The organism is Burkholderia sp. Bp9140, from assembly GCF_003853425.1.
Taxonomy (GTDB): domain Bacteria; phylum Pseudomonadota; class Gammaproteobacteria; order Burkholderiales; family Burkholderiaceae; genus Burkholderia.
In genome coordinates, this window is the sequence record NZ_QTPQ01000048.1 from 12366 (window position 1) to 31755 (window position 19390).

Below are 19390 nucleotides of genomic sequence, written 5' to 3' on the forward strand. Positions count from 1 at the left end.
GATACCATGGACGACCGGTTCCCGTTCTCACCAAGATGGCTGCCAATTTCGATGAACTCGCGTCCCGGATCCGGGCGCAATTTTCCGAACTGAGCCCGCAATTCCAGGCGGGCGCTGCATTTCTGCTCGATCATCCCGACGAGGTCGCCACCTCGTCGATGCGCAAGGTCGCGCAGCGCGCGCAGGTTCAACCCGCGTCGCTCGTGCGGCTCGCGCAGCAATTCGGTTTCCCCGGCTGGAACGAGTTGCGCGACCTGTGCGTCGCGCGCGTGCGCGCGCGTCCCGAGCCGCTCACGCAGCGTGCGCGCTCGCTCGTGCGGCCCGACGCGAAGGCGTCGCTCGCGCATGACCTGCTTGCCGCGCAACAACACAACCTGTCGGCCACCGCCGCGCAGAACGAGCACGCGCTCGTCGATGCCGCGAAACTGATCCGCAAGGCGTCGCACGTGCATGTCGCGGGGTTTCGCTCGTGCTATCCGGTCGCATTCGGCTTCGTGTACGGCTATCGGCTGTTCCGTCCGACCGTGTCACTGCTCAACGGCGTCGCCGGTTCGCTCGAAATGGAGCTGAGGACGATCGCGAAACAGAGCGTGACCGTCGTCGTCAGCTTCGCGCCGTATTCGGCGGAAGCGACGCGCGTCGCGCAGGCGGCGAAAGCGCAGGGCAGCAAGATCGTCGCGATCACCGACAGCGCGGTGTCGCCGATCGCGCTGCACGCGGATGCGCAACTGATCTTCACGCACGACAGCCCGTCGTTCTTCCCGTCGCTGGTGGCCGCGCACGCGATGGCCGAAGCGCTGGTCGCGCAGTTGCTGGCACTGGAAGGCAGCGATGCGATCGCGGCGCTCGAGCGCACGGAAGCGGAACTGCACGCGAAGGGCGCTTACGTCGTTTGACGCGGTACCTGCGGCTGCAATCCTGCGTCATTCACGATTCAACCGGACTCAACCGATAACGTTCACATACGAGGTGAGCGACGCGGGCGTTCGCAAGCAGAGAACGTTCGCAAGCAGATCGTCGCGCCGCTCATCCGATTCAACGAAAGCAGGGCCGGCTCGAACGACTTCCGTTCGCTGGCCGTGGTCGTGACGGATGGCGTGCCGCAAGCCGTGCGCGACCTCGCCAATCCGGACGGCGTGCGGATCGACGGTCGCGCGATGCGCTTTTCCGAAGCCGTCACCGACGTGTTGCTCGGCATCGACGGCGGGCCACCCGCAGCGGAGTAGGCGACTGCGGGCCGGCAGCGGACGGGCGGTGGCGCCGGCCCGCACGTTGCCGGCTGCCGGCCCGTAGTCGGCGCACCGGCTTTTTTCCTGTCGCGCGACGACATTTCGACGAACGCTGAAACGTCGCGCGCATGACTGGCGTAAGCTCATCCGTCAACTTCTTCCGGGAGTCCGAGATGACCCGTTCCGATCTTCAAGCCCGCCACGCCGAGGCCTTCCGCGCACTGCATGCACGCCCTGGCGCCTTCATCATCCCGAACCCGTGGGACGCAGGCACCGCGCGCCTGCTTGCGATGGCCGGCTTCGAGGCGCTCGCGACCACGAGCGCCGGCTATGCCTTTTCGAAAGGTCAGCCCGACAATGCGATCGGCCGCGACGCGATGCTCGATCACATCGCCGAGATCGTCGCCGCGGGCGGCCTGCCCGTCAGCGCCGATCTCGAAAACGGCTTCGGCGACGCGCCCGACACGGTGGCCGAAACGATCCGGCTCGCGGCCGAGGCCGGCGCGGTCGGCGGCTCGATCGAGGACGCGACGGGCCGCGCCGACGCGCCGATCTACGCGCGCGAAGCGGCGATCGAGCGCATTGCGGCGGCGGTCGACGCGGCGCGCGCGCTGCCGTTTCCGTTCACGCTGACCGCGCGGTGCGAAAACTACCTGCACGGCCGCGACGACCTCGCCGACACGATCGCGCGGCTCGTCGCCTATCGCGACGCGGGCGCCGACGTGCTGTATGCGCCGGGCATCACCGATGCGGACGAAATCGCGGCGGTGACGCAGGCGGTCGGCGCGCCCGTGAACGTCGTGATGGGGCTGCGGGGCGGGTTGCTGAGCCTCGATGCGCTGGCGGCGCTCGGCGTGAAGCGCGTGAGCGTCGGCGGCGCGCTGGCGCGGGCCGCGCTCGGCGCGTTCCTGCGCGCCGCGAAGGAGATGGCGCAGGAGGGCACGTTTACGTTCACGCAAGCGGCCGTGCCGGGGCGCGATATCAACCGCTGGTTTGCGGCACCGGATAATTCACCGGTTTTATTCGGGGAATGAGCGAAAGTAAATCGTGGGATCGTTCCCAGTGGAAAGTTTGATTGACTATAATCAACTGACTCCGCGTCCGGATTAATCGGCGGTGACGACGCAAAATACATCGTCTATTCTCTGCATTCCGCCCGTTTGACCGGAGCCGGCGCGCAAGCCGTGCCGGATCGGCCGATCGAGTGTGCGCCATGCGCGTCGATGCCGCGCATTGTTGCATTTTCCGGCCAGTACATTTTTTTGTACGCGGGAGTTGCCGTCCGATTTTTTGATTGATAATCTGCGGCACGTTCGAATGAACGGTTGGTGGGCCGCCGATAATATCGATATATAAAAATGCTGAGAGAGCGATGACGATCCGAGAAAATCAACGCTTCAGGTTGCGCGTCGGCGATGTCGTGACGCTGAAAACGGGCGGGCCGCGCATGACCGTCACCTATGCCGGGCCGGTCGTGTTCGACGACGGCGACTGGCTGATCTGCCAGTGGTTCGATGAACACGGCGAATTCCGGCAGGAAATGTTCCATCACGACACGGTGGTGCCCGAGCCGCGCGCGATTTCGGCCGGACGCGTACGCATGCGGATGCAGTCGCACCGCTACCGGTCGGCTGCCTGACCGCCAGCTGTCGTCGCGATGCGGCCACGCCCGGTGCCCGCGCCGCGACATTTCACGCCAGCCCGAAACATGCGGCGGCGCGCCGCGCCGATACTGTCCGCATGAACCCGACCGATCCCATCGCAGCGGTCACGCACCGCGATCCCTATCCCTACTATGCGGCGCTCGTCGACGGGCCGCCGCTCGCGTTCGACGCCACGCTCGGCCTGTGGGTCGCGAGCCGCGCGGCCGCCGTGACGGCCGTGCTCGGTCATCCGGCCTGCCGCGTGCGCCCGCTGGACGCGCCCGTGCCGCCTGCGTTGCGCGGCACGACGGCCGGCGCGCTGTTCGGCGAGCTGGTGCGCATGAACGACGGTGCGTCACGGCACGACCTGCCGAAGCAGGCGCTGCGCACGGCGCTCGCGCCGATCGACACGGCTGCGCTGCGCGACCGTGCCGCGCAGCTTGCCGCGCGGCGCTTGCCGGCGCCGGGTGATGCCGGCGCGCTGAACGCGTGGTGCCTGACGGTGCCCGTCTGCGCGGTTGCCGATCTGCTCGGCTTCGACGAGGCGCGGCTCGACGAGATCGCGGCGCAGGTCGTCGATTTCGTCGCCGCGCTGTCGCCGCTGTCGGATGCCGCGGCACTGGCCCGCGCGAGCGACGCGGCGCGGCAGTTGCTCGACCGGATGACGGAGCGCGTCGCGCAGACGCATGCGCACGACGGCACGCTCGTCGCGGCCGTGCAGCAGGCGGCCCGCGCGTCGGGCTGGCAGGCAAGCGGTGCGCTGGTCGCGAATCTCGTCGGGCTGCTGTCGCAGACCTGCGAAGCGACCGCCGCGTGGCTCGGCAATGCGCTGGTGGCATGGCACGGGGCAGTGGAAGCGGGCGCCGCGCGCGTCGCGCCGGACGCCGCCGCGCTCGACGCATTCGTTGCCGAAGCCGGGCGCTTCGATTCGCCGGTGCAGAACACGCGCCGCTTCGTCGCAGCGCGCACGACGATCGAAGGCGTGACCGTCGAAGCCGGCGACGCGATCCTCGTCGTGCTTGCCGCCGCGAACCGCGACCCGGCCGTGCATCGCGATCCGCACCGGCTGATGCCCGGCCGCGCGGCCGGGCCGAATTTCGGCTTCGGCACGGGGCCGCATGGGTGCCCGGGCGAGCGAATCGCGCGGGCCGTGACGGCGGGGGCGTTCGGGGCGTGGCTACGTGCGGGCGGCGGGCCGCCGCGCGGCGGGCTGGCGTGGCATTACCACGCGTCGACCAACGTCAGGATGCCGAGGTTCGACGCAGTGCGGTAACGGGGAAAGAGGGACTTAACGGCAGCCTTGCTTCTCCGCCCATTGTTCCTGGGCGGCGACGCGGCGCTGCACGCGCTCGACGAGACCGGTCGAGAAGGTCCGCATGCTGATGCCGCGGCGTTTGGCGAGGATGGTTTGCGCGACGTCGGTTTGCGGGTTCGGCTGGCATGCCCAGTACAGTGTCATCAGCCAGCCGATGCCGGTCCACCCGAACAGCGCGTTGAACATCGCGACCGTCAGCTTGTCGTGCCGGCCGCGCCGGTCGGCAATGACCGCCGGCAGAAAATAGATCGCGATCGCGGCCACCGAACCGGCCACTTGAATCAGGACTGCGTTCTGCATGTTGCTGCTCCATCCGAACTGCAATGGGACCGATTGTCGCGCTTTTTCCGTTCGTGTGCTGGCAATTGATTGTTGCGTTTTTAGTGACGATCAGCCCGCTTCGGCGTCCGCCGGCTGCACTTCGTTGCTCAGCGAGAAACCTTCGTCGAGCCAGCCGGTGACGCCGCCGATCATCAGCTTCACCGGCCGGCCGAGGCGCGCGAGCCGGATCGCCGCGCGCGCGGCGCCGTTGCAGTGCGGGCCCGCGCAGTACACGACGAACAGCGTGCCGGCCGGATGGCCGGCGAGCTTGCCGGCGATGATCTTGCGGTGCGGCAGGTTGCGTGCGCCGGGCACGTGGCCGGCCGCAAATTGCTCCGGACTCCGCACGTCGAGCAGCACGAAATCGGGCGCGCCGGACGCGAATGCATCGTGCACGTCCCAGCAATCGGTCTCGAAGCGCAGCGACGCTTCGAAGTGCGCGAGGGCGGCGGCGCTGTCGGCGGCGGGGACGTCGGTGACGTATGACATGAAAGGCGCTCCTGAGGAACGGCGCGGAATGCGCCGGAATGAGGGGCAGTATCGCGGTTCCGCGGCTTTTCCGGCAGTGGCGCGATCGACAAGTTCCGGTAACATCGCGCCATGCACAATCATCTCGTCGTCGCGCTCGCCTACGATCGCCTCTGCACCTTCGAATTCGGCTGCGTGGTCGAACTGTTCGCCCTCGAACGCCCCGAGCTCGGGGTCGACTGGTATCGCTTCGCGGTCTGCGCGAGCGAGCCGGGGCCCGTGCGCGCGGCGGGCGGCATCACGGTCGCCGCGCCTTACCGGCTCGCGATGCTCGATCGCGCGGATACCATCGTGATTCCCGGCTGGCGCGATCCGGATGAACCGCCGCCGGAACCGTTGCTGAAGAAACTGCGGGCCGCGCATCGCCGCGGCGCGCGGCTCTGCTCGATCTGCTCGGGCGTGTTCGTGCTGGCGGCGGCCGGCGTGCTCGACGGCCTCACGGTGACGACCCACTGGCGCTATGCGGAGAAACTGCAGGCGCGCTATCCGGCGCTGCGCGTGAATCCCGATGCGCTTTACGTCGACGAAGGGCAGGTCGTCACGTCGGCCGGGTCGGCGGCGGGGCTCGACATGCTGCTGCATCTCGTGCGCCGCGATCACGGCGGCGCGATCGCGAACCGGGTCGCACAGCGCCTCGTGCTGCCGCCGCATCGCGACGGCGGCCAGGCGCAGTTCGTGCCGCGCCCGGTGGCGCCGGGCGGCACCGACCGGCTCGCGAAGCTGATCGACTGGATGCGCGCGCACGCGGCCGAGCCGCACACGCTCGCGTCGCTCGCCGCGCAGGCCGCGATGAGCACGCGCACGCTGCAGCGGCAGTTCGCGGATGCGACGGGGATGTCGCCGCTCGCATGGCTGATCCGCGAGCGCGTGAACGTCGCGAAGGACATGCTCGAAGCGCATCCCGCGCTGTCGCTCGCGCAGGTCGCGGCGCGCGCGGGGTTCGGTTCCGAGGAATCGCTGCGCCGGCATTTCCGGCGCGTCGCGGCGACGAGCCCGGCCGCATACCGGCGCGGGATGGATCGCGGCGTCAGGCCGCCGGACGCGTGAGCGTCGCGTCTACTCCTGCCTCAGTGGCGCCCGGCCGTCGGTCGCTTCTTGCTGACTTCAAGCGCGCGTAAGATGGCGGTCGCCGTGCGGCGATCCGATCCACGCATGCCGCGCATCCCGCGCCGCTGCAGGAAGCCGCCATTGATCCCTCACAACGACAAGGACAATCACCATGGGCCTGCTGGGAAAGCTGTTCGGAAAGAAACCGCGTGACGAAGCCGCATCGCCCGCGCCGTCGGCCGGAGCGCCAGACGCCCCGGAAGCATCCGAAGCGGCCGGGCAGAACGGCCCCGACATCGCGCCCGAACTCGCGCCCGCGCTGAACGCATTCCAGGCCGGCCGGCACGAGGCCGCGATCGCGGCGGCCGCGCCGCACGCGGAGCGGCTGGCCGATGCGGCGCGCCTGTGCGCGCTGTCGTACTCGGCGATGAAGCGTTACCGGGAGGCGTTTCCGTACTGGCTCGCGTTGTTCGAGCACGAGCCGAGCGCGCACAACGCGGTGCAGCTCGCGACGACGTCCGTGATGTGCGACGAAGTGGAGCGCGGCGAAGCGTGGATGCAGAAGGCCGCCGAGGTCAATCACGACACGCACGAGCAGTCGGATGTCGCCGCGCGCGTGAACTTCATCTCCGCGCTGATGCAAGGCGGCCACCTGCGCGAGGCGCTGCCGCATCTCGCATGGGTGCGCGACGTGTACGGCCATGTGCGCATCACCGATTCGACCTTCCTCTACATGCGCGGCATTCCGTTCTTTTCTTCCTTCCTCGAGAACAGTCTCGAGATCCTGAAGGCCACGCAGCCGGCCGACGCGATCGCGCCGTGGTACGGCGAACTGAAGGGCAAGCTCGACGAAGAAGGCGAGGCGCAGCTTGCCGCGTGGGTCGGTCAGCTGCCGGCGTAACCGGCGGGTCATCCCGCGTCGCGATGCCGGCCGCGTCCTGCCGGCGCGGCGTCGCGACGCGCGTGCTCAGCGCGTGTTGGTATCGCGCGCGGTTTCCTTGATGCACGCGATCCGGTACACGCCGTCCTCGACTTCGACGCCGTGCGTGTCGTGCGTGAAGCCGGGGAAGCGCAGGTCGAACTGCTCGAGCGCCTTCAGGTAGCCGAGCAGCGGGCCATCGGCCGGCCCCGCGTTCTCGCCGGGCATCAGCAGCGGGATGCCCGGCGGATAGGGCACGACGCCCGTCGCGACGGTGCGGCCCGCCATCTCCGCCAGTTCCAGCATCTCGATGTCGTTGTGCACGAGGTGCTCGAACGCCTCGGCCGGGCTGAAGTCGGGCTGCGGCAGCGTCGAGAAGCCGCGGGACATCATCTCGGTCGTCTTCAGGTCGCTCATCGCGCTGAACATCAGGTCGCACAGCTCGCGCAGGCCGAGCTTGCCGTAGCGATCCGGATAGCGCGCGGCGAGTTCCGGCAGCGCCTGTTCGAGCGGCGCGTTCGCGTCGTAGTCGCGCTTGAAGTCGAGCAGCGTGTTGACGAGCGTGCCCCACTTGCCCTTCGTCACGCCGAGCGAGAACAGGAACAGGATCGTGAAGTCGGTCGTCTTCTCGACGACGATCCCGTGCCGGTCCAGATACGCGGTGACGACCGACGCCGGAATGCCGACCGGCATCAGCCCGCCGTGCGGCGCGACGCCCGGCGTGACGATCGACACCTTGATCGGATCGAGCATGCAGTAGTCGTCCTCGATCTCGCCGAAGCCGTGCCACGTATCGCCCGGATGCAGCACCCAGCACGACGGATCGGTGGCGAGCAGCGTTTCGTCCGCTTCATGGAAGCGCACGCGCCGGCCCGTCTTGCGATCGACCACGGTGTCCGGCTGCCAGCCGTTGAAGAACCAGTCGTCGTTCTCCTCGCATTCCGCATGCAGCCGCGCGAGCATCCGGCGGAACGAGACGGCCTCGCGGATCGCATCCGTCGTCAGCGCCTCGCCGCCGGGGCCGTCCATCATCGCGGCGCTCACGTCGTTCGACGCGATGATCGCGTAGTTCGGCGACGTCGACGCATGCATCATGTACGCCTCGTTGAAGCGCGCATGCTCGATCGGGTTGCGGCCGTCGCGGACATGGATGAACGACGCCTGCGACAGCGCGGCGAGCAGCTTGTGCGTCGACTGCGTCGCGAACACGGTCGGCTTGCTCGCGTCGTGCTGCGACGGATCGCCGTGCATCGCGTGACGGTCGCGGTAGATCGGGTTGAAGCGTGCATAGCCGTACCACGCTTCGTCGAAATGCAGCCGGTCGACGCTCTGGCCGAGCAGTTCCTCGACGCGCGCGACGTTGTAGCAGAGGCCGTCGTAGGTCGAGTTCGTGATCAGCGCATGCACGGGCGTCGGATCGATGCCGTCGCGGCCGCGCACCAGCGGGTTCGCGTCGATCGCGAGGCGCACGGCGGCGGCCGTGAGCCGTTCCGGCATGATCGGCCCGATGATCCCGTAATGGTTGCGCGACGGAATCAGGTAGGTCGGGATCGCGCCGGACATCGTCATCGCATGCTCGGCCGACTTGTGGCAGTTGCGGTCGCACAGCGCGACCTGGTTGCGCGTGACGCTTGCCATCAGGATCACGCGGTTCGACATCGACGAGCCGTTCGTCACGTGATACGTGCGGTGCGCGCCGAACACGCGCGCCGCGTAGCGTTCGCTTTCGCCGATCGGGCCCGAGTGGTCGAGCAGCGAGCCGAGTTCGCCGACCGAGATCGACAGGTCCGAGCGGAACAGCGCTTCGCCGAAGAATTCGAAGTACGCGCGGCCGACCGGCGATTTCAGGAACGCGGTGCCGCCGGTGTGGCCCGGCGTGTGCCACGAGTATTCGTACACGCGCGAGAACTGCGCGAGTGCGCGGAACATCGGCGGCAGCACGGTCTCGCGATAGCGTTCGATCGCGGCGACGATCCGCCCGCCGATGAAGGCGGTGGTGTCCTCCAGCAGCCAGATGAAGTCGTCGGCCTTGCGCATCGCGTCGACGGGAATCGCGGCCGCGCTCGCCCGGCTCGCGAGCAGGAACACCGGCACCGTCGCGTTGCGCGCGCGCATCGCGTCGAGCACGGCCTGCGCGGGCGCATGACCGGGATCGTTGCCGAGCTCCCAGTTGAGCAGCAGGCACTGGATCGCGGGATCGGCGTCGACCACCGCGCGCGCGTCTTCGGCGGACGTCGCGATCACGACGTCGACGAGCCGCGTGCGCAATTCTTCGGCGAGCGCGCTGGCCGCGCGTCCGGTGGCCGTGCGTTCGTCGATGTCGTGCTGCACGAGCAGCGCCTTCATGCCGAGGCGGCGGAACGCCGGTTGGGTCAAGGAAGCGGTCATGGGTTATTCCCCCGTTTGCTGGGTTGCCTGGACGCCCGCGGCCGGCGAGCGTGCGTGAAGGAGGTCGGCCTCGTGTCGGCCCACGGAGATCCAGAAGGTCGCGACGAGCGCGACGATGGTGACGCCGAGCGCGAGATAGCGCACCCAGCGCGGCGAACGGCCGCCCGGATGGACGTGGGTTTCCTCGATTTCGCGCTGGCGGTTGATCGACAGCTCGTAGAACACGATCGTCGCGATCACGAAGATCAGCGACCAGCGCGTCTGCTGGCCGTCGGAGCCGACCATCGCCCACAGTGCGTAGACGGCGCCGATCAGGCCGACGATCGTGTAGAAGGTGAACTGGTGCGACGGCATCTTGCCGTAGCCGAGCACCTTGATCGCGATGCACGAGTAGATGTACGGCAAGAGCGTCATGATCACGGCGATCGACGCGATCTTGCCGAACTGCTCGCTCGCGCTCGGCGACATCGTCGCCAGCACCTGCACGGACATGATCACCGCGACGATCGCGAGGCCGGCAGACGGCACGTTCTTCGAGTTGACGCGCGCGAACACGCCGGCGAACAGGCCGTCGTCGGCCGCGGCCTTCGCGGTCTGGCCGACCAGCAGCGTCCAGCCCGCGAGCGAGCCGAGGCAGCCGAGCGCCGCGCAGATCGCGACCGCGTTCGCGGCGGTGTCGCCGAGCGCGAGCCGCGCGGCATCCGCGAACGGCGCGCTCGACGCGAGCAGCGCCTTGTTCGGGATCATCCCCATGATCACGGTCGAGCTGAGCACGTAGCAGACGGCCGCGAGCACGACGCCGCCGACGGTCGCGATCGGCACGTTGCGCGACGGGTTCTCGACGACGCCGGCCGACACCGACGCACTCTCGACGCCGATGAACGCCCACAGCGTGAAGTTCAGCGTCGCGCCGATCGCGCTGAAGCTGCTTGCGCCCGATACGTTCCAGCCGGCGAAATACACGTCCTTGCTGAACCAGAACCAGCCGAACACGGCCATCCCGAGGATCGGCACGAGCGCGAAGATCGTCGTGACCGACTGCACGCGGCCGACCACGTTCGGCCCGAGGATGTTCGCGTAGGTGAACAGCCAGATCACGAAGATCTGCGCGAGCGCGAACACGAGCGGGTCGCGCAGCATCGGGAAGAAGTGCGTCAGATAGCCGAGGCCGGCGACCGCGAGGCCGACGTTGCCGAGCACGTTCGCGAGCCAGTAGATCAGGTTGGTCTGGTAGCCGATGTACGGGCCGAACGACTTGCGCGCATACGCGTACGGGCCGCCCGCGGCCGGGTCGATCGCGGCGAGCTTCGCGAATACGAGCGCGAGCGACACGGCGCCGACCACGGTGATCAGCCAGCCGAAGATCGCGATGCCGCCGGTGGCGGCGAGGTTCGCGGGCAGCATGAAGACGCCGGAGCCCATCATGTTGCCCGCGACCATCAGCGTGGCGGGGATGACGCCGATTTTCGGCGCGGAAGTCGCGGCTGGCGCGGCGGCGGATCGGGAGGAGGACGAGCTGGCATCCGACATGCGAGGCTCCTTGAGTGAACGTGACGCGGTTGAGGTGGCGCGGCCCGGCGCCGGTCGACGATTCCGGAATGGATCGCCGTTTTATTAAACGACGTCATGTTATATCGTCCATCGAATCGGTTAATGGTTAACGCTGAAATTTAATGGGTTAAATTTTGACGAATGTCATTGAAATTACCGGATTGGTGGTTCCGTGCGGAGCTGGCGGGGCAGTGTGGAAGGATCGATGTGGGTTGCTGCGGTGATGGCGGAAGCCGAAAATCAGGCTGGATCGACATTGGGTGGATAATTCATATTCTTGTCCAACTGGTTAAATCATTTCGTGATGTAAATAATGCGGCCGTTCATGATCGAATGTGTCGATTATGATCGGGCGCGTTGAACAGACAGGCGCGCCGCCGGCGTGCATGACGATCTTTTCTTTCGAAGGGTGATGCCGATGCTGCCTTCCCGTTTGCCGTTGATCCAGGCCCCGATGGTCGGTTCGCTGAGCGCGCTTGCAATCGCAGTCTGCGAAGCGGGCGGGCTCGGCTCGCTCGCCTGCGCGGCGCTCGGTCCGCGGCAATTGCGCGACGAGATCGCGGCGATCCGCGCGCGCACGCAGGCCCCGTTCAACGTGAACTTCTTCTGCCATGCGCCGCCCGCGCCCGACGCCGAGGTCGACGCGCGCTGGCGCGCGGCACTGGCCGGCTACTACGCGGAAGCCGGGCTCGATCCGGCCGACGTGAAAGGCGGCGCGGGCCGCGCGCCGTTCGACGACGCGATGTGCGCGGTCGTCGAGGAGTGGCGGCCGGCCGTCGTGAGCTTTCATTTCGGGTTGCCGGACGACGTGCTGCTCGAGCGCGTGCGCCGCACGGGCGCGCAGGTCGTATCGTCGGCGACGACCGTCGAGGAAGCGCGCTGGCTCGACGCGCGCGGCGTCGATGCGATCGTCGCGCAGGGTGCGGAGGCCGGCGGCCATCGCGGGATGTTCCTGACCGACGACATTCACGCGCAGCCGGGGCTGTTCGCGCTGTTGCCGCAAGTCGTCGACGCGGTGCGCGCGCCGGTGATCGCAGCCGGCGCGATCGCCGACGGCCGCGGCATCGCGGCCGCGTTCGCGCTCGGCGCACGCGCGGTGCAGATCGGCACCGGCTACCTGCTGACGCCGCAGGCCGGCCGCTCCGCGCAGCACCGCGCGGCGGTGCGGGCGGCGCGCGACGACGGCACCCGCATGACCAACCTGTACACGGGCCGGCCGGCGCGCGGCCTGCTGACGCGTTTCATGCGCGAGCAGGGGCCGATGAGCGCGCTCGCGCCCGCGTTCCCGCTCGCGACGGCCGCGGTCGATCCGCTGCGCGGCGCATTCGAACGGCAGGGACGCGACGATTTCTCGCTACTGTGGGCGGGCGAGGCCGCGGCGCTCGCGCGCGAAGAGGACGCCGGGGCGCTGACGCGACGACTGTGGGACGACGCGCTGGCGTGCGCGGCGGGGCTGCGCGACGCATTCCCGCCAGGCGTCTGAACGGGCGCGGAAAGCGGCTTGGGAAAGGGGCTCGGGAAAGGGGGCCGGGGACCCGCCCGAAGCGGGCCGCGGAAAGGGTCCCGGAAAGACTCCCGGAAAGGCTCCCGGAAAGGCTCCCGGAAAGGCTCCCGGAAAGGCCCCGGCCGGGGGCCAACGGCGTATCATCCGGGTTTTCGTCAGCCCGATCCAGGCACCCCACCATGACCTCCGTCGACACGACCCCCGTCCTCGACCATGACAAGCTCGTTACCTTCGTCGAGCGCAAGTGGAACGATGAAATCCTCCACGCACTGACCGATTACATCGCGATCCCCGCGAAGAGTCCCGCATTCGACCCCGACTGGGCGCAGCGCGGCTATCTCGAGCGCGTCGTCACCGATGCCGCGCAGTGGGCCGAACGCCAGCCGGTGAAAGGCCTGAAGCTCGAGATCGTGCGCCTGCCGGGCCGCACGCCCGTGATCTTCTTCGAAACCCCTGCAACGCGCTCGGGCAGCACCGACACGATCCTGCTGTATGGCCACCTCGACAAGCAGCCCGAATTCGACGGCTGGCGCGCGGACCTCGGCCCGTGGACGCCGAAGTTCGAGAACGGCAAGCTGTACGGCCGCGGCGGCGCCGACGACGGCTACGCGATCTACGCAAGTCTCGCGGCGCTCGGCGCGCTCGACGAGCAGGGCGTCGAACGGCCGCGCTGCGTCGGCCTGATCGAGACCTGCGAGGAGTCGGGCAGCTACGACCTGCTGCCGTACGTCGACGCGCTGCGCGACCGGCTCGGGCAGGTGTCGCTCGTCGTGTGCCTCGATTCGGGCGCCGGCAACTACGACCAGATGTGGCTCACGACGTCGCTGCGCGGGCTGGTGTCCGGCGACCTGCAGGTCGAGGTGCTCGAGGAAGGCGTTCACTCGGGCGTCTTCGGCGGCATCGCGCCGTCGAGCTTCCGCGTGATGCGCCAGTTGTTCGAGCGCTTGGAAGATGCGAAGAACGGCAACCTGCTGCCGGGCGTGTTCCATTGCGAGATTCCCGACAGCCGCGTGCGCGAAGCCGACGCGGCCGCCGCGATCCTCGGCGACACCGTGTGGAAGGGGCTGCCGTGGGCCTGCGGCGCGGACGGCAAGCCGGTGTTGCCGACCACGACCGATCCGCGCGACGCGCTGCTGAATTCGACCTGGCGCCCGTCGCTGTCGGTGACGGGCGCGGCCGGCCTGCCGGCGCTCGCCGACGCGGGCAACGTGCTGCGTCCGCGCACGGCGTTCAAGCTGTCGCTGCGCCTGCCGCCGCTCGTCGACGCCGCGCAGGCCGTGCAGCAGCTGAAGGCACTGCTCGAACTCGATCCGCCGTACAACGCGAAGGTCACGTTCAAGCCGGACGCGGGCGCCGCGACCGGCTGGAGCGCGCCGGATCTCGCGCCGTGGCTCGCGTCGTCGCTCGACGCCGCGTCGCGCCGCCACTTCGGTGCGGACTGCGCGTACATGGGCCTCGGCGGCACGATCCCGCTGATGAACGTGCTGCAGGAAGGTTTCCCGGCCGCGCAGTTCATGGTGTGCGGCGTGCTCGGGCCGAAGTCGAACGCGCACGGCCCGAACGAGTTCCTGCATGTGCCGTACGCGAAGAAGCTGACCGCGGCGGTGGCGGACGTGATCGCGTCCGCGCGCTGAGCGTTCGCGCTGCCTCTTCCGCCCTCACCGGATTCCACCCGACCAGACGGAGCCTTGCCGATGACCGCGCCGCCGCCCCCCGATACCGACCCGCTGCGTATGCGCGCCGAACCGCTGCACGCATTCGTCGCGGCACTCTGGGAGCGGGCCGGCAGCAGCGAGCGCGAGGCGCGGCTCGTCGCCGATCACCTGGTCGGCGCGAACCTGGCCGGTCACGATTCGCACGGGATCGGAATGATCCCGAACTACGTCGCTTCGTGGCGGGAAGGGCAGTTGCAGTTGAACGGTCACGCGTCGATCGTCCGCGACGGCGGCGCGGTGCTGACGATCGACGGCGGGCGCGGCTTTGGCCAGGTGATCGCGTTCGAGGCGATGGTCGAAGGCATCGAGCGCGCGCGGCGCATGGGCATCTGCGCGATCGGGCTGCGCGACGTCCATCACCTCGGCCGCATCGGGCACTGGGCCGAGCAGTGCGCGCGCGCGGGGCTCGTGTCGTTCCATTTCGTCAACGTGCCGGGCGACCTGCTCGTCGCGCCGCTCAACGGCACCGATCCGCGCTTCGGCACGAATCCGTTCTGCGCCGCGTATCCGCACGCGGGCCGGCCGCCGCTGCTGCTCGATTTCGCGACGAGCGCGATCGCGTACGGCAAGACGCGGGTGGCGTACAACCAGGGCAAGCGCGTGCCGGCCGGGTCGCTGATCGATCATCGCGGCCAGCCGACCGACGAACCGGCCGTGATGCACGAGCAGCCGTTCGGCTCGCTGCTGCCGTTCGGGCTGCACAAGGGCTATGCGCTGGCCGCGATGTGCGAGATCTTCGGCGGCGCGCTGGTCGGCGGGCATACGACCTACGGCGACACGCTGCAGAAGACGAGCGCGATCGTCAACGGGATGCTGTCGGTGCTGATCGATCCGGACGCGTTCGATGCGGCCGATGCGCAGCGTGAGGCCGATGCGTTCGTCGCGTGGGCGAAGGCGTCACCGCAGGCGGGCGATGTGCCGGTGCGGATGCCCGGCGAGCCGGAGGAGGCGAGCCGCGCCGCGCGCGGCGCGGACGGCATTCCGGTCGATCGTGCGACGTGGCGGCAGATCCGCGCAAGCGCGGCGGCCGTCGGCTTCGACGACGCGGAACTCGACGTGTGGACGCAGCGCTGCACGGCGTTCGAATGAGCTGGCAAGCGGAGAAGGCGCACGGCGAGGAGATCGCGTACCAGCTCGCGCCGCTCGGCAAGGTCGAGGTCGCGCGGTTCTTCAGCGGCGCCGCGATGCGGCTCGACGGCGTGATGTTCGGCTTCATGTCGCGCGGGTCGCTGTTCCTGCGCGTCGACGACGTGAACCGTCCGGCGTTCGTTGCGGCGGGGATGGGGCCGTTCTCGTACGAGCGGCCCACGCGCACCGTTGCGCTCGAGGGCTATTACGAAACGCCGGCCGACGTGCTCGAGGACGCGGGCGCGCTGTTCGACTGGTGCCGCGGCGCCTATCGCGCGGCGCTGCTGGCGGGGGCGCCGAAGCGCAAGGCAAAGGTAAAGGCGGCGCCAAAGACGCCGTTGGAATCGAAACCGGCTACGAAGCGGCGTGCGAAACCGTCCGCGAAGCCGACGCCGAAACCTGCATCGAAGCCGGCCGTGAAATCCGGCGTGAAGCGCAAGCAATCGTAGTGTCATCGACGCGTCGCCTGCCCCGGATACGCGAAAACATCAAGCCGGCCACCCGCATCTTCCCCGTGCTTCACAACGGTGGCTTCGACGTTTATGATCGGCGCGGATCGCGTCCGTGTCTGGCTCGACCCGCGCCTGCCCTGACGGCGGTCACGCGAACGGCGCATCGTAAGCCGCGCGAATGCTTCCCCCCACTCATCGTTCCAGACGGAGATAGCCGATGCTCGTCCTGATTCTCGGTTTAGCGATCTTTCTCGGTGTGCATTCGATCCGGATCGTCGCGGACGGCTGGCGGTCCGCGACCATCGCGCGGATCGGCGAGAAACGCTGGAAGGGCCCCTATGCGATCGCGTCGATCGTCGGCTTCGTGCTGATCATCTGGGGTTACGGGACCGCGCGCCAGGGCGTGACGCTGCTGTGGGTGTCACCCGTCGGTGTCCGGCACCTCACGGGCATGCTGACCGCGATCGCATTCGTGCTGATCGCCGCGGCCTACGTGCCGCGCAACCGCATCAAGACGCTCGTCGGCCATCCGATGGTGGCCGGCGTGATGGTGTGGGCGGTCGCGCACCTGCTCGCGAACGGCACGCTGCATGCGGTCGTGCTGTTCGGCGCATTCTTCGTGTGGTCGCTGGTCGATTTCGTCGTGTGGCGCGCACGCGACCGCCGCGACGGCGTCCGCTATCCGGCCGGCAGGCTGTCGGGCGATGCCGTGACGATCGTGGCGGGGCTCGTCGCATGGGCCGTGTTCGCGCTGTTCCTGCACGGCCCGCTGATCGGCGTGCGGCCGTTCGGTTGAACACGCCGGCCCGCAACGCTTGACGAGCGGGGCGCACAAGCCGCCCCAGGCGCCCGCGACATCGATGCAGGCGCATGACGCGCCCTGGCTCGACGCACGGACGCCTGCCTGAGCGCGCGATCGGCGCGCGCGCGTCAGATCGGCTTGACGAACAGGCCGACGGTCAGCGCGGCGCCGATGCAGACGATCGCGATCCGCAGCACGCGCTCGTTCACGCGGTGCAGCGCCCACGCGCCGAGCAGGCCGCCGACGATCGCGCCGCCGCCGAGTGCGATTGCCGCCTGCCAGTGCAGGTGCGGCGAGGTCAGGAACAGCACGACCGCCGACGCGTTCATCACGCCCGCGAGGGCATTCTTGGTCGACATCGCGTGACGCGGCGACAGGCCGGCCATCGTCAGCGCGGCCATCATCAGGAACCCGATGCCGCCGCCGAAGTAGCCGCCGTAGATCGCGATCAGGAACTGCGAGATCGCGGCCGTGACGGGGCCGAGGTGCTGCGTGCCGGCGCCCGGCTTGCGGAAGAAACTGCCCCATGCGAACACGACCGTCGCGAACAGCACGAGCCACGGCACGAGGTGCGAGAAGATCGACGACGGGGTTTTCAGCAGCAGCAGCCCGCCGAGTGCGCCGCCGACCACGCTGATCGCGAACAGCGCGCGAAACGGCAGCTTGCCCGCGCCGCGCACCATGTTCCGGCTTGCCCAGCCCGTCGTGACCTGGCCGGGAAACAGCGCGACCGTCGACGTGATGTTCGCCGCGAGCGGCGACATCCCCGACACGATCAGCGCGGGCAGTGTGACGAACGAGCCGCCGCCCGCGAGGGCGTTCTGCAGGCCGGCCCACAGGCCGGCGACGATGATGAGAGCGAGCATTCGTGCGGGAGCGTAGAGGTGGTGGGTCGCGCGGGCCGGAGGCGCGCGCGGGGGTCGCCCGATGGTAATGCAGGATCGCGGCGGCGCAAACAGGGGCAAGCGTGCAGTGTGTCGTACGCAGGGCGGCGGCCGGTCGACGCGGGGCGTTGCGCCGGGCTTCAGGCCATCCCCGCCGTGCGCACGACCGGCGCCGCGTTACCCGTTCGGCTGCGCGCCGGCGTCCTCCGCAGCCGCATCGCCGTCGACGTCCGGATAGACGAGCGTGCCGTCGTCCCGGATCACCGCGCCGGCCGTGAGACGCGCGGGCTCCACGCGATTGCGGCCCATGATGTGCAACACTGTTTCGCCGCGTGCGATCAGGTAGTCGGACACGATGCGCCGGTGACAGCGCCACCACACGGCTTCCGAACACATGATCGCGCAGCGCTGCCGGTGCCCTTGCGCGACCAGCTGGTCGAGGCCCGTTCGAAACTCGGATGACAGCGCGTAGTCGGCGTAGCGATGGAAGCTGCGGTTCGTCCAGAAGTCGTTGACCTCGTCGGGCACGCCGCGCGACTTGCCGCGCAGGCCGCCGAGCGCCGCGATGTGTTCGTACGCGATATCGACGGCGGCCAGTGCGTCGGGGAGCGTCGCTTCGTTGAACTGCGGATTCGTGCGCGAGCGCGTCATCTTCCGGATATCGGCAAGCAGTGCGATATCGACCGCGTCGAGCAGGTCGACGAATTCGTCGAGCGTGCGGTTCGAATGGCCGATCGTGTAGAACGGGAGCGTCACGCGTCGTCCTTGCCCGCCATGCGTTCGAGCACGCGGCCGCGATGCGCGGCGATGTGGTCGGTGCGGTCGCTCTTGATCTCGTATTGCGGATCGTCGGGCGACGCGCGGTGGCGATGCCCCTTGTAGTCGAAGTCCTGCGTGTGGATCGCGATGATCGTGCCGGTCACGTAACCGGCTTCGGAATTCCAGCGAACATGGTCGCCCAGCTTGAACGGCGTCGTCATGCGGGGGCCTCCTTGAATCGATGCGGTGTCGTCTGTCGTTGCCGTACGCATTATCGGCGCTGGCCGCGCACGAAAAAAGATAGGGATGGCTGGATAGGGCCGTGTTGCTGGCGCAAGCGTCATGCCAGCGACGTTGTTGGCGCAAGCTCTGGCGGATCGAATGACCGCGATCCGCGCCTGCCGTAGTGTCGAGTTGCACGTAGGTCGCGTGCCGTGCCACCCGGGACGGAATATCGCGTCAAACGCGTAGCCACTCGCTGTCTGGCCGGCGAAGTGTGTTGATCCATTTCGCGAGCAGCAGCGGCTACGCGCTGCGCTTCAAAGATCCGTATTTTCAAGCAGTGTCTTCAACTGAGCCAAAAAATGATCAACCGGCGGCGTCGCCACACCCGGGCGCTTGGCCAGATCGTCGTACCGGCGCACCCGAATCGCCTCCTGCGCGTAGGGTTTGCCGATAAACGCTTCGACCTCTTCCCGCGACATCAAGCCCCCCTGCAATTGAAGCGAGCGGATCGAATCCGGTGCGAGGCACTGCGTATATTCCTGTTCGACCGTGCACAGATAGCGTTTCGCTGCCACGTGCAGCCGGATCGGTTCGGTCACCGCGGGACCGAAGTACTGCGCAAGCCAGCGCGCTCCGCGCTCTTCGTGCGTGTCATCGATGCCTCTGGCTGCGCAATCTTCCCCAAGATCATGAATCATATGACCAGCGTCATGAAGAAAGGATGCGGCAATCAGGCTGGCCGGTTCGTTATTCGCCTCCGCCAGCGCGCCCGCCTGCAAGGCGTGCTCCTGTTGCCGTACGGCAGTCAGTCCATATCGCCCCTGGGCAGCATCCGTATAGAGGACGGCAAGTTCGTTCAGGATTGAGGACATCAAATTCTCCTTTCGGTTGTCACAACGTTAAGCTCGACATGAGCGATTCGATAGATGTCATCTCAGCCGAACCGAGACGACACCGGTCGCCAGCATGGGGGGCGTCAG

General features: G+C 68.4%; 20 protein-coding genes. 11 read left to right on the plus strand and 9 right to left on the minus strand.

What is annotated here, in order from left to right:
* The first annotated feature begins 35 nt into the window (after positions 1-35).
* A complete protein-coding gene (locus DIE21_RS31360; RefSeq protein ID WP_124501313.1) occupies positions 36-896 on the plus strand; it encodes a MurR/RpiR family transcriptional regulator in 861 nt (286 codons plus the stop codon).
* Positions 897-944: 48 nt separating this feature from the next.
* Here the strand turns inward: DIE21_RS31360 and DIE21_RS38340 are convergent, their stop codons facing one another.
* Positions 945-1376, minus strand: a complete 432-nt coding sequence (locus tag DIE21_RS38340) for a hypothetical protein (protein ID WP_185642880.1) — start codon at positions 1374-1376, stop codon at positions 945-947.
* 26 nt (positions 1377-1402) lie between these two features.
* Here DIE21_RS38340 and DIE21_RS31370 point away from each other — a divergent pair, with 26 nt between their 5' ends.
* The 3 genes from DIE21_RS31370 (at position 1403) to DIE21_RS31380 (ending at position 4145) form a co-directional block, all read left to right on the plus strand.
* Complete coding sequence (locus DIE21_RS31370; RefSeq protein ID WP_124501314.1) at positions 1403-2263, plus strand: isocitrate lyase/phosphoenolpyruvate mutase family protein; 861 nt, start codon at positions 1403-1405, stop codon at positions 2261-2263.
* A gap of 338 nt (positions 2264-2601) precedes the next feature.
* On the plus strand, positions 2602-2868 hold the full coding sequence (locus tag DIE21_RS31375) for a YodC family protein (protein WP_124501315.1): 267 nt from the start codon (positions 2602-2604) through the stop codon (positions 2866-2868).
* 101 nt (positions 2869-2969) lie between these two features.
* The gene (locus DIE21_RS31380) at positions 2970-4145 is read left to right on the plus strand and encodes a cytochrome P450 (protein ID WP_124501316.1); all 1176 of its coding nucleotides are present in this window, start codon (positions 2970-2972) and stop codon (positions 4143-4145) included.
* Between the two features lie 15 nt (positions 4146-4160).
* On the opposite strand, the gene DIE21_RS31385 is transcribed toward DIE21_RS31380, so the two are convergent.
* Together DIE21_RS31385 and DIE21_RS31390 are read right to left on the minus strand one after the other, a co-directional pair.
* Positions 4161-4487: a superinfection immunity protein gene (locus tag DIE21_RS31385; RefSeq protein ID WP_124501317.1), complete on the minus strand. Its 327-nt coding sequence runs from the start codon at positions 4485-4487 to the stop codon at positions 4161-4163.
* A gap of 90 nt (positions 4488-4577) precedes the next feature.
* Positions 4578-4997 (minus strand): rhodanese-like domain-containing protein, encoded by a 420-nt coding sequence (locus DIE21_RS31390; protein ID WP_124501318.1) that lies wholly within the window; start codon positions 4995-4997, stop codon positions 4578-4580.
* A 111-nt stretch (positions 4998-5108) separates the two neighbouring features.
* Here DIE21_RS31390 and ftrA point away from each other — a divergent pair, with 111 nt between their 5' ends.
* Together ftrA and DIE21_RS31400 are read left to right on the plus strand one after the other, a co-directional pair.
* A complete protein-coding gene (ftrA, locus tag DIE21_RS31395; protein ID WP_124501319.1) occupies positions 5109-6083 on the plus strand; it encodes a transcriptional regulator FtrA in 975 nt (324 codons plus the stop codon).
* Between the two features lie 172 nt (positions 6084-6255).
* Entirely contained in the window at positions 6256-6984 is a 729-nt protein-coding gene (locus DIE21_RS31400; RefSeq protein WP_124501320.1) for a hypothetical protein, read from the plus strand.
* Positions 6985-7050: 66 nt separating this feature from the next.
* On the opposite strand, the gene DIE21_RS31405 is transcribed toward DIE21_RS31400, so the two are convergent.
* Together DIE21_RS31405 and adiC are read right to left on the minus strand one after the other, a co-directional pair.
* Entirely contained in the window at positions 7051-9390 is a 2340-nt protein-coding gene (locus tag DIE21_RS31405) for an Orn/Lys/Arg decarboxylase N-terminal domain-containing protein (RefSeq protein ID WP_124501321.1), read from the minus strand.
* A 3-nt stretch (positions 9391-9393) separates the two neighbouring features.
* On the minus strand, positions 9394-10920 hold the full coding sequence (adiC, locus tag DIE21_RS31410) for an arginine/agmatine antiporter (RefSeq protein WP_124501322.1): 1527 nt from the start codon (positions 10918-10920) through the stop codon (positions 9394-9396).
* Between the two features lie 433 nt (positions 10921-11353).
* On the opposite strand from adiC, the gene DIE21_RS31415 reads away from it, so the two are divergent.
* The 5 genes from DIE21_RS31415 to DIE21_RS31435 all read left to right on the plus strand — a co-directional run bounded on the left by DIE21_RS31415 (position 11354) and on the right by DIE21_RS31435 (position 16536).
* Positions 11354-12424, plus strand: a complete 1071-nt coding sequence (locus DIE21_RS31415; RefSeq protein ID WP_124501323.1) for a nitronate monooxygenase family protein — start codon at positions 11354-11356, stop codon at positions 12422-12424.
* 200 nt (positions 12425-12624) lie between these two features.
* Positions 12625-14079 carry a M20 family metallopeptidase gene (locus DIE21_RS31420; protein WP_124501324.1) on the plus strand — a complete coding sequence of 485 codons (1455 nt, stop codon included), beginning with the start codon at positions 12625-12627 and terminating at the stop codon, positions 14077-14079.
* Between the two features lie 60 nt (positions 14080-14139).
* Entirely contained in the window at positions 14140-15249 is a 1110-nt protein-coding gene (locus DIE21_RS31425; protein ID WP_124501325.1) for a malate/lactate/ureidoglycolate dehydrogenase, read from the plus strand.
* Positions 15246-15737: a TfoX/Sxy family protein gene (locus DIE21_RS31430; protein WP_124501326.1), complete on the plus strand. Its 492-nt coding sequence runs from the start codon at positions 15246-15248 to the stop codon at positions 15735-15737. Before DIE21_RS31425 ends, DIE21_RS31430 begins: the two co-directional genes overlap by 4 nt.
* Positions 15738-15957: 220 nt before the next feature.
* Positions 15958-16536, plus strand: coding sequence for an NnrU family protein (locus tag DIE21_RS31435; RefSeq protein ID WP_124501327.1), 579 nt, complete (start codon positions 15958-15960; stop codon positions 16534-16536).
* A gap of 134 nt (positions 16537-16670) precedes the next feature.
* Here DIE21_RS31435 and DIE21_RS31440 read toward each other — a convergent pair whose 3' ends face one another.
* The 4 genes from DIE21_RS31440 to DIE21_RS31455 form a co-directional block, all read right to left on the minus strand.
* Positions 16671-17408, minus strand: a complete 738-nt coding sequence (locus DIE21_RS31440) for a sulfite exporter TauE/SafE family protein (protein ID WP_124501328.1) — start codon at positions 17406-17408, stop codon at positions 16671-16673.
* A gap of 195 nt (positions 17409-17603) precedes the next feature.
* A complete protein-coding gene (locus DIE21_RS31445) occupies positions 17604-18182 on the minus strand; it encodes a DUF488 family protein (RefSeq protein ID WP_124501329.1) in 579 nt (192 codons plus the stop codon).
* A complete protein-coding gene (locus DIE21_RS31450; protein ID WP_124501330.1) occupies positions 18179-18406 on the minus strand; it encodes a DUF2945 domain-containing protein in 228 nt (75 codons plus the stop codon). The genes DIE21_RS31445 and DIE21_RS31450 overlap by 4 nt, the downstream gene beginning before the upstream one ends.
* A gap of 318 nt (positions 18407-18724) precedes the next feature.
* A complete protein-coding gene (locus tag DIE21_RS31455; RefSeq protein WP_124501331.1) occupies positions 18725-19282 on the minus strand; it encodes a phosphohydrolase in 558 nt (185 codons plus the stop codon).
* Positions 19283-19390 lie beyond the last annotated feature (108 nt).

Coding starts and splice junctions, on each gene's coding strand:
- adiC (WP_124501322.1), bottom strand. CDS start 10,920: ATGTCGGATGCCAGCTCGTCCTCCTCCCGATCCGCCGCCGCGCCAGCC.
- DIE21_RS31455 (WP_124501331.1), bottom strand. CDS start 19,282: ATGTCCTCAATCCTGAACGAACTTGCCGTCCTCTATACGGATGCTGCC.
- DIE21_RS31450 (WP_124501330.1), bottom strand. CDS start 18,406: ATGACGACGCCGTTCAAGCTGGGCGACCATGTTCGCTGGAATTCCGAA.
- DIE21_RS31430 (WP_124501326.1), top strand. CDS start 15,246: ATGAGCTGGCAAGCGGAGAAGGCGCACGGCGAGGAGATCGCGTACCAG.
- DIE21_RS31425 (WP_124501325.1), top strand. CDS start 14,140: ATGACCGCGCCGCCGCCCCCCGATACCGACCCGCTGCGTATGCGCGCC.
- DIE21_RS31440 (WP_124501328.1), bottom strand. CDS start 17,408: ATGCTCGCTCTCATCATCGTCGCCGGCCTGTGGGCCGGCCTGCAGAAC.
- DIE21_RS31400 (WP_124501320.1), top strand. CDS start 6,256: ATGGGCCTGCTGGGAAAGCTGTTCGGAAAGAAACCGCGTGACGAAGCC.
- DIE21_RS31415 (WP_124501323.1), top strand. CDS start 11,354: ATGCCGATGCTGCCTTCCCGTTTGCCGTTGATCCAGGCCCCGATGGTC.
- DIE21_RS31405 (WP_124501321.1), bottom strand. CDS start 9,390: ATGACCGCTTCCTTGACCCAACCGGCGTTCCGCCGCCTCGGCATGAAG.
- DIE21_RS31385 (WP_124501317.1), bottom strand. CDS start 4,487: ATGCAGAACGCAGTCCTGATTCAAGTGGCCGGTTCGGTGGCCGCGATC.
- DIE21_RS31380 (WP_124501316.1), top strand. CDS start 2,970: ATGAACCCGACCGATCCCATCGCAGCGGTCACGCACCGCGATCCCTAT.
- DIE21_RS31370 (WP_124501314.1), top strand. CDS start 1,403: ATGACCCGTTCCGATCTTCAAGCCCGCCACGCCGAGGCCTTCCGCGCA.
- DIE21_RS31360 (WP_124501313.1), top strand. CDS start 36: ATGGCTGCCAATTTCGATGAACTCGCGTCCCGGATCCGGGCGCAATTT.
- DIE21_RS31375 (WP_124501315.1), top strand. CDS start 2,602: ATGACGATCCGAGAAAATCAACGCTTCAGGTTGCGCGTCGGCGATGTC.
- DIE21_RS31390 (WP_124501318.1), bottom strand. CDS start 4,997: ATGTCATACGTCACCGACGTCCCCGCCGCCGACAGCGCCGCCGCCCTC.
- DIE21_RS31420 (WP_124501324.1), top strand. CDS start 12,625: ATGACCTCCGTCGACACGACCCCCGTCCTCGACCATGACAAGCTCGTT.
- DIE21_RS31435 (WP_124501327.1), top strand. CDS start 15,958: ATGCTCGTCCTGATTCTCGGTTTAGCGATCTTTCTCGGTGTGCATTCG.
- ftrA (WP_124501319.1), top strand. CDS start 5,109: ATGCACAATCATCTCGTCGTCGCGCTCGCCTACGATCGCCTCTGCACC.
- DIE21_RS38340 (WP_185642880.1), bottom strand. CDS start 1,376: ATGAGCTTACGCCAGTCATGCGCGCGACGTTTCAGCGTTCGTCGAAAT.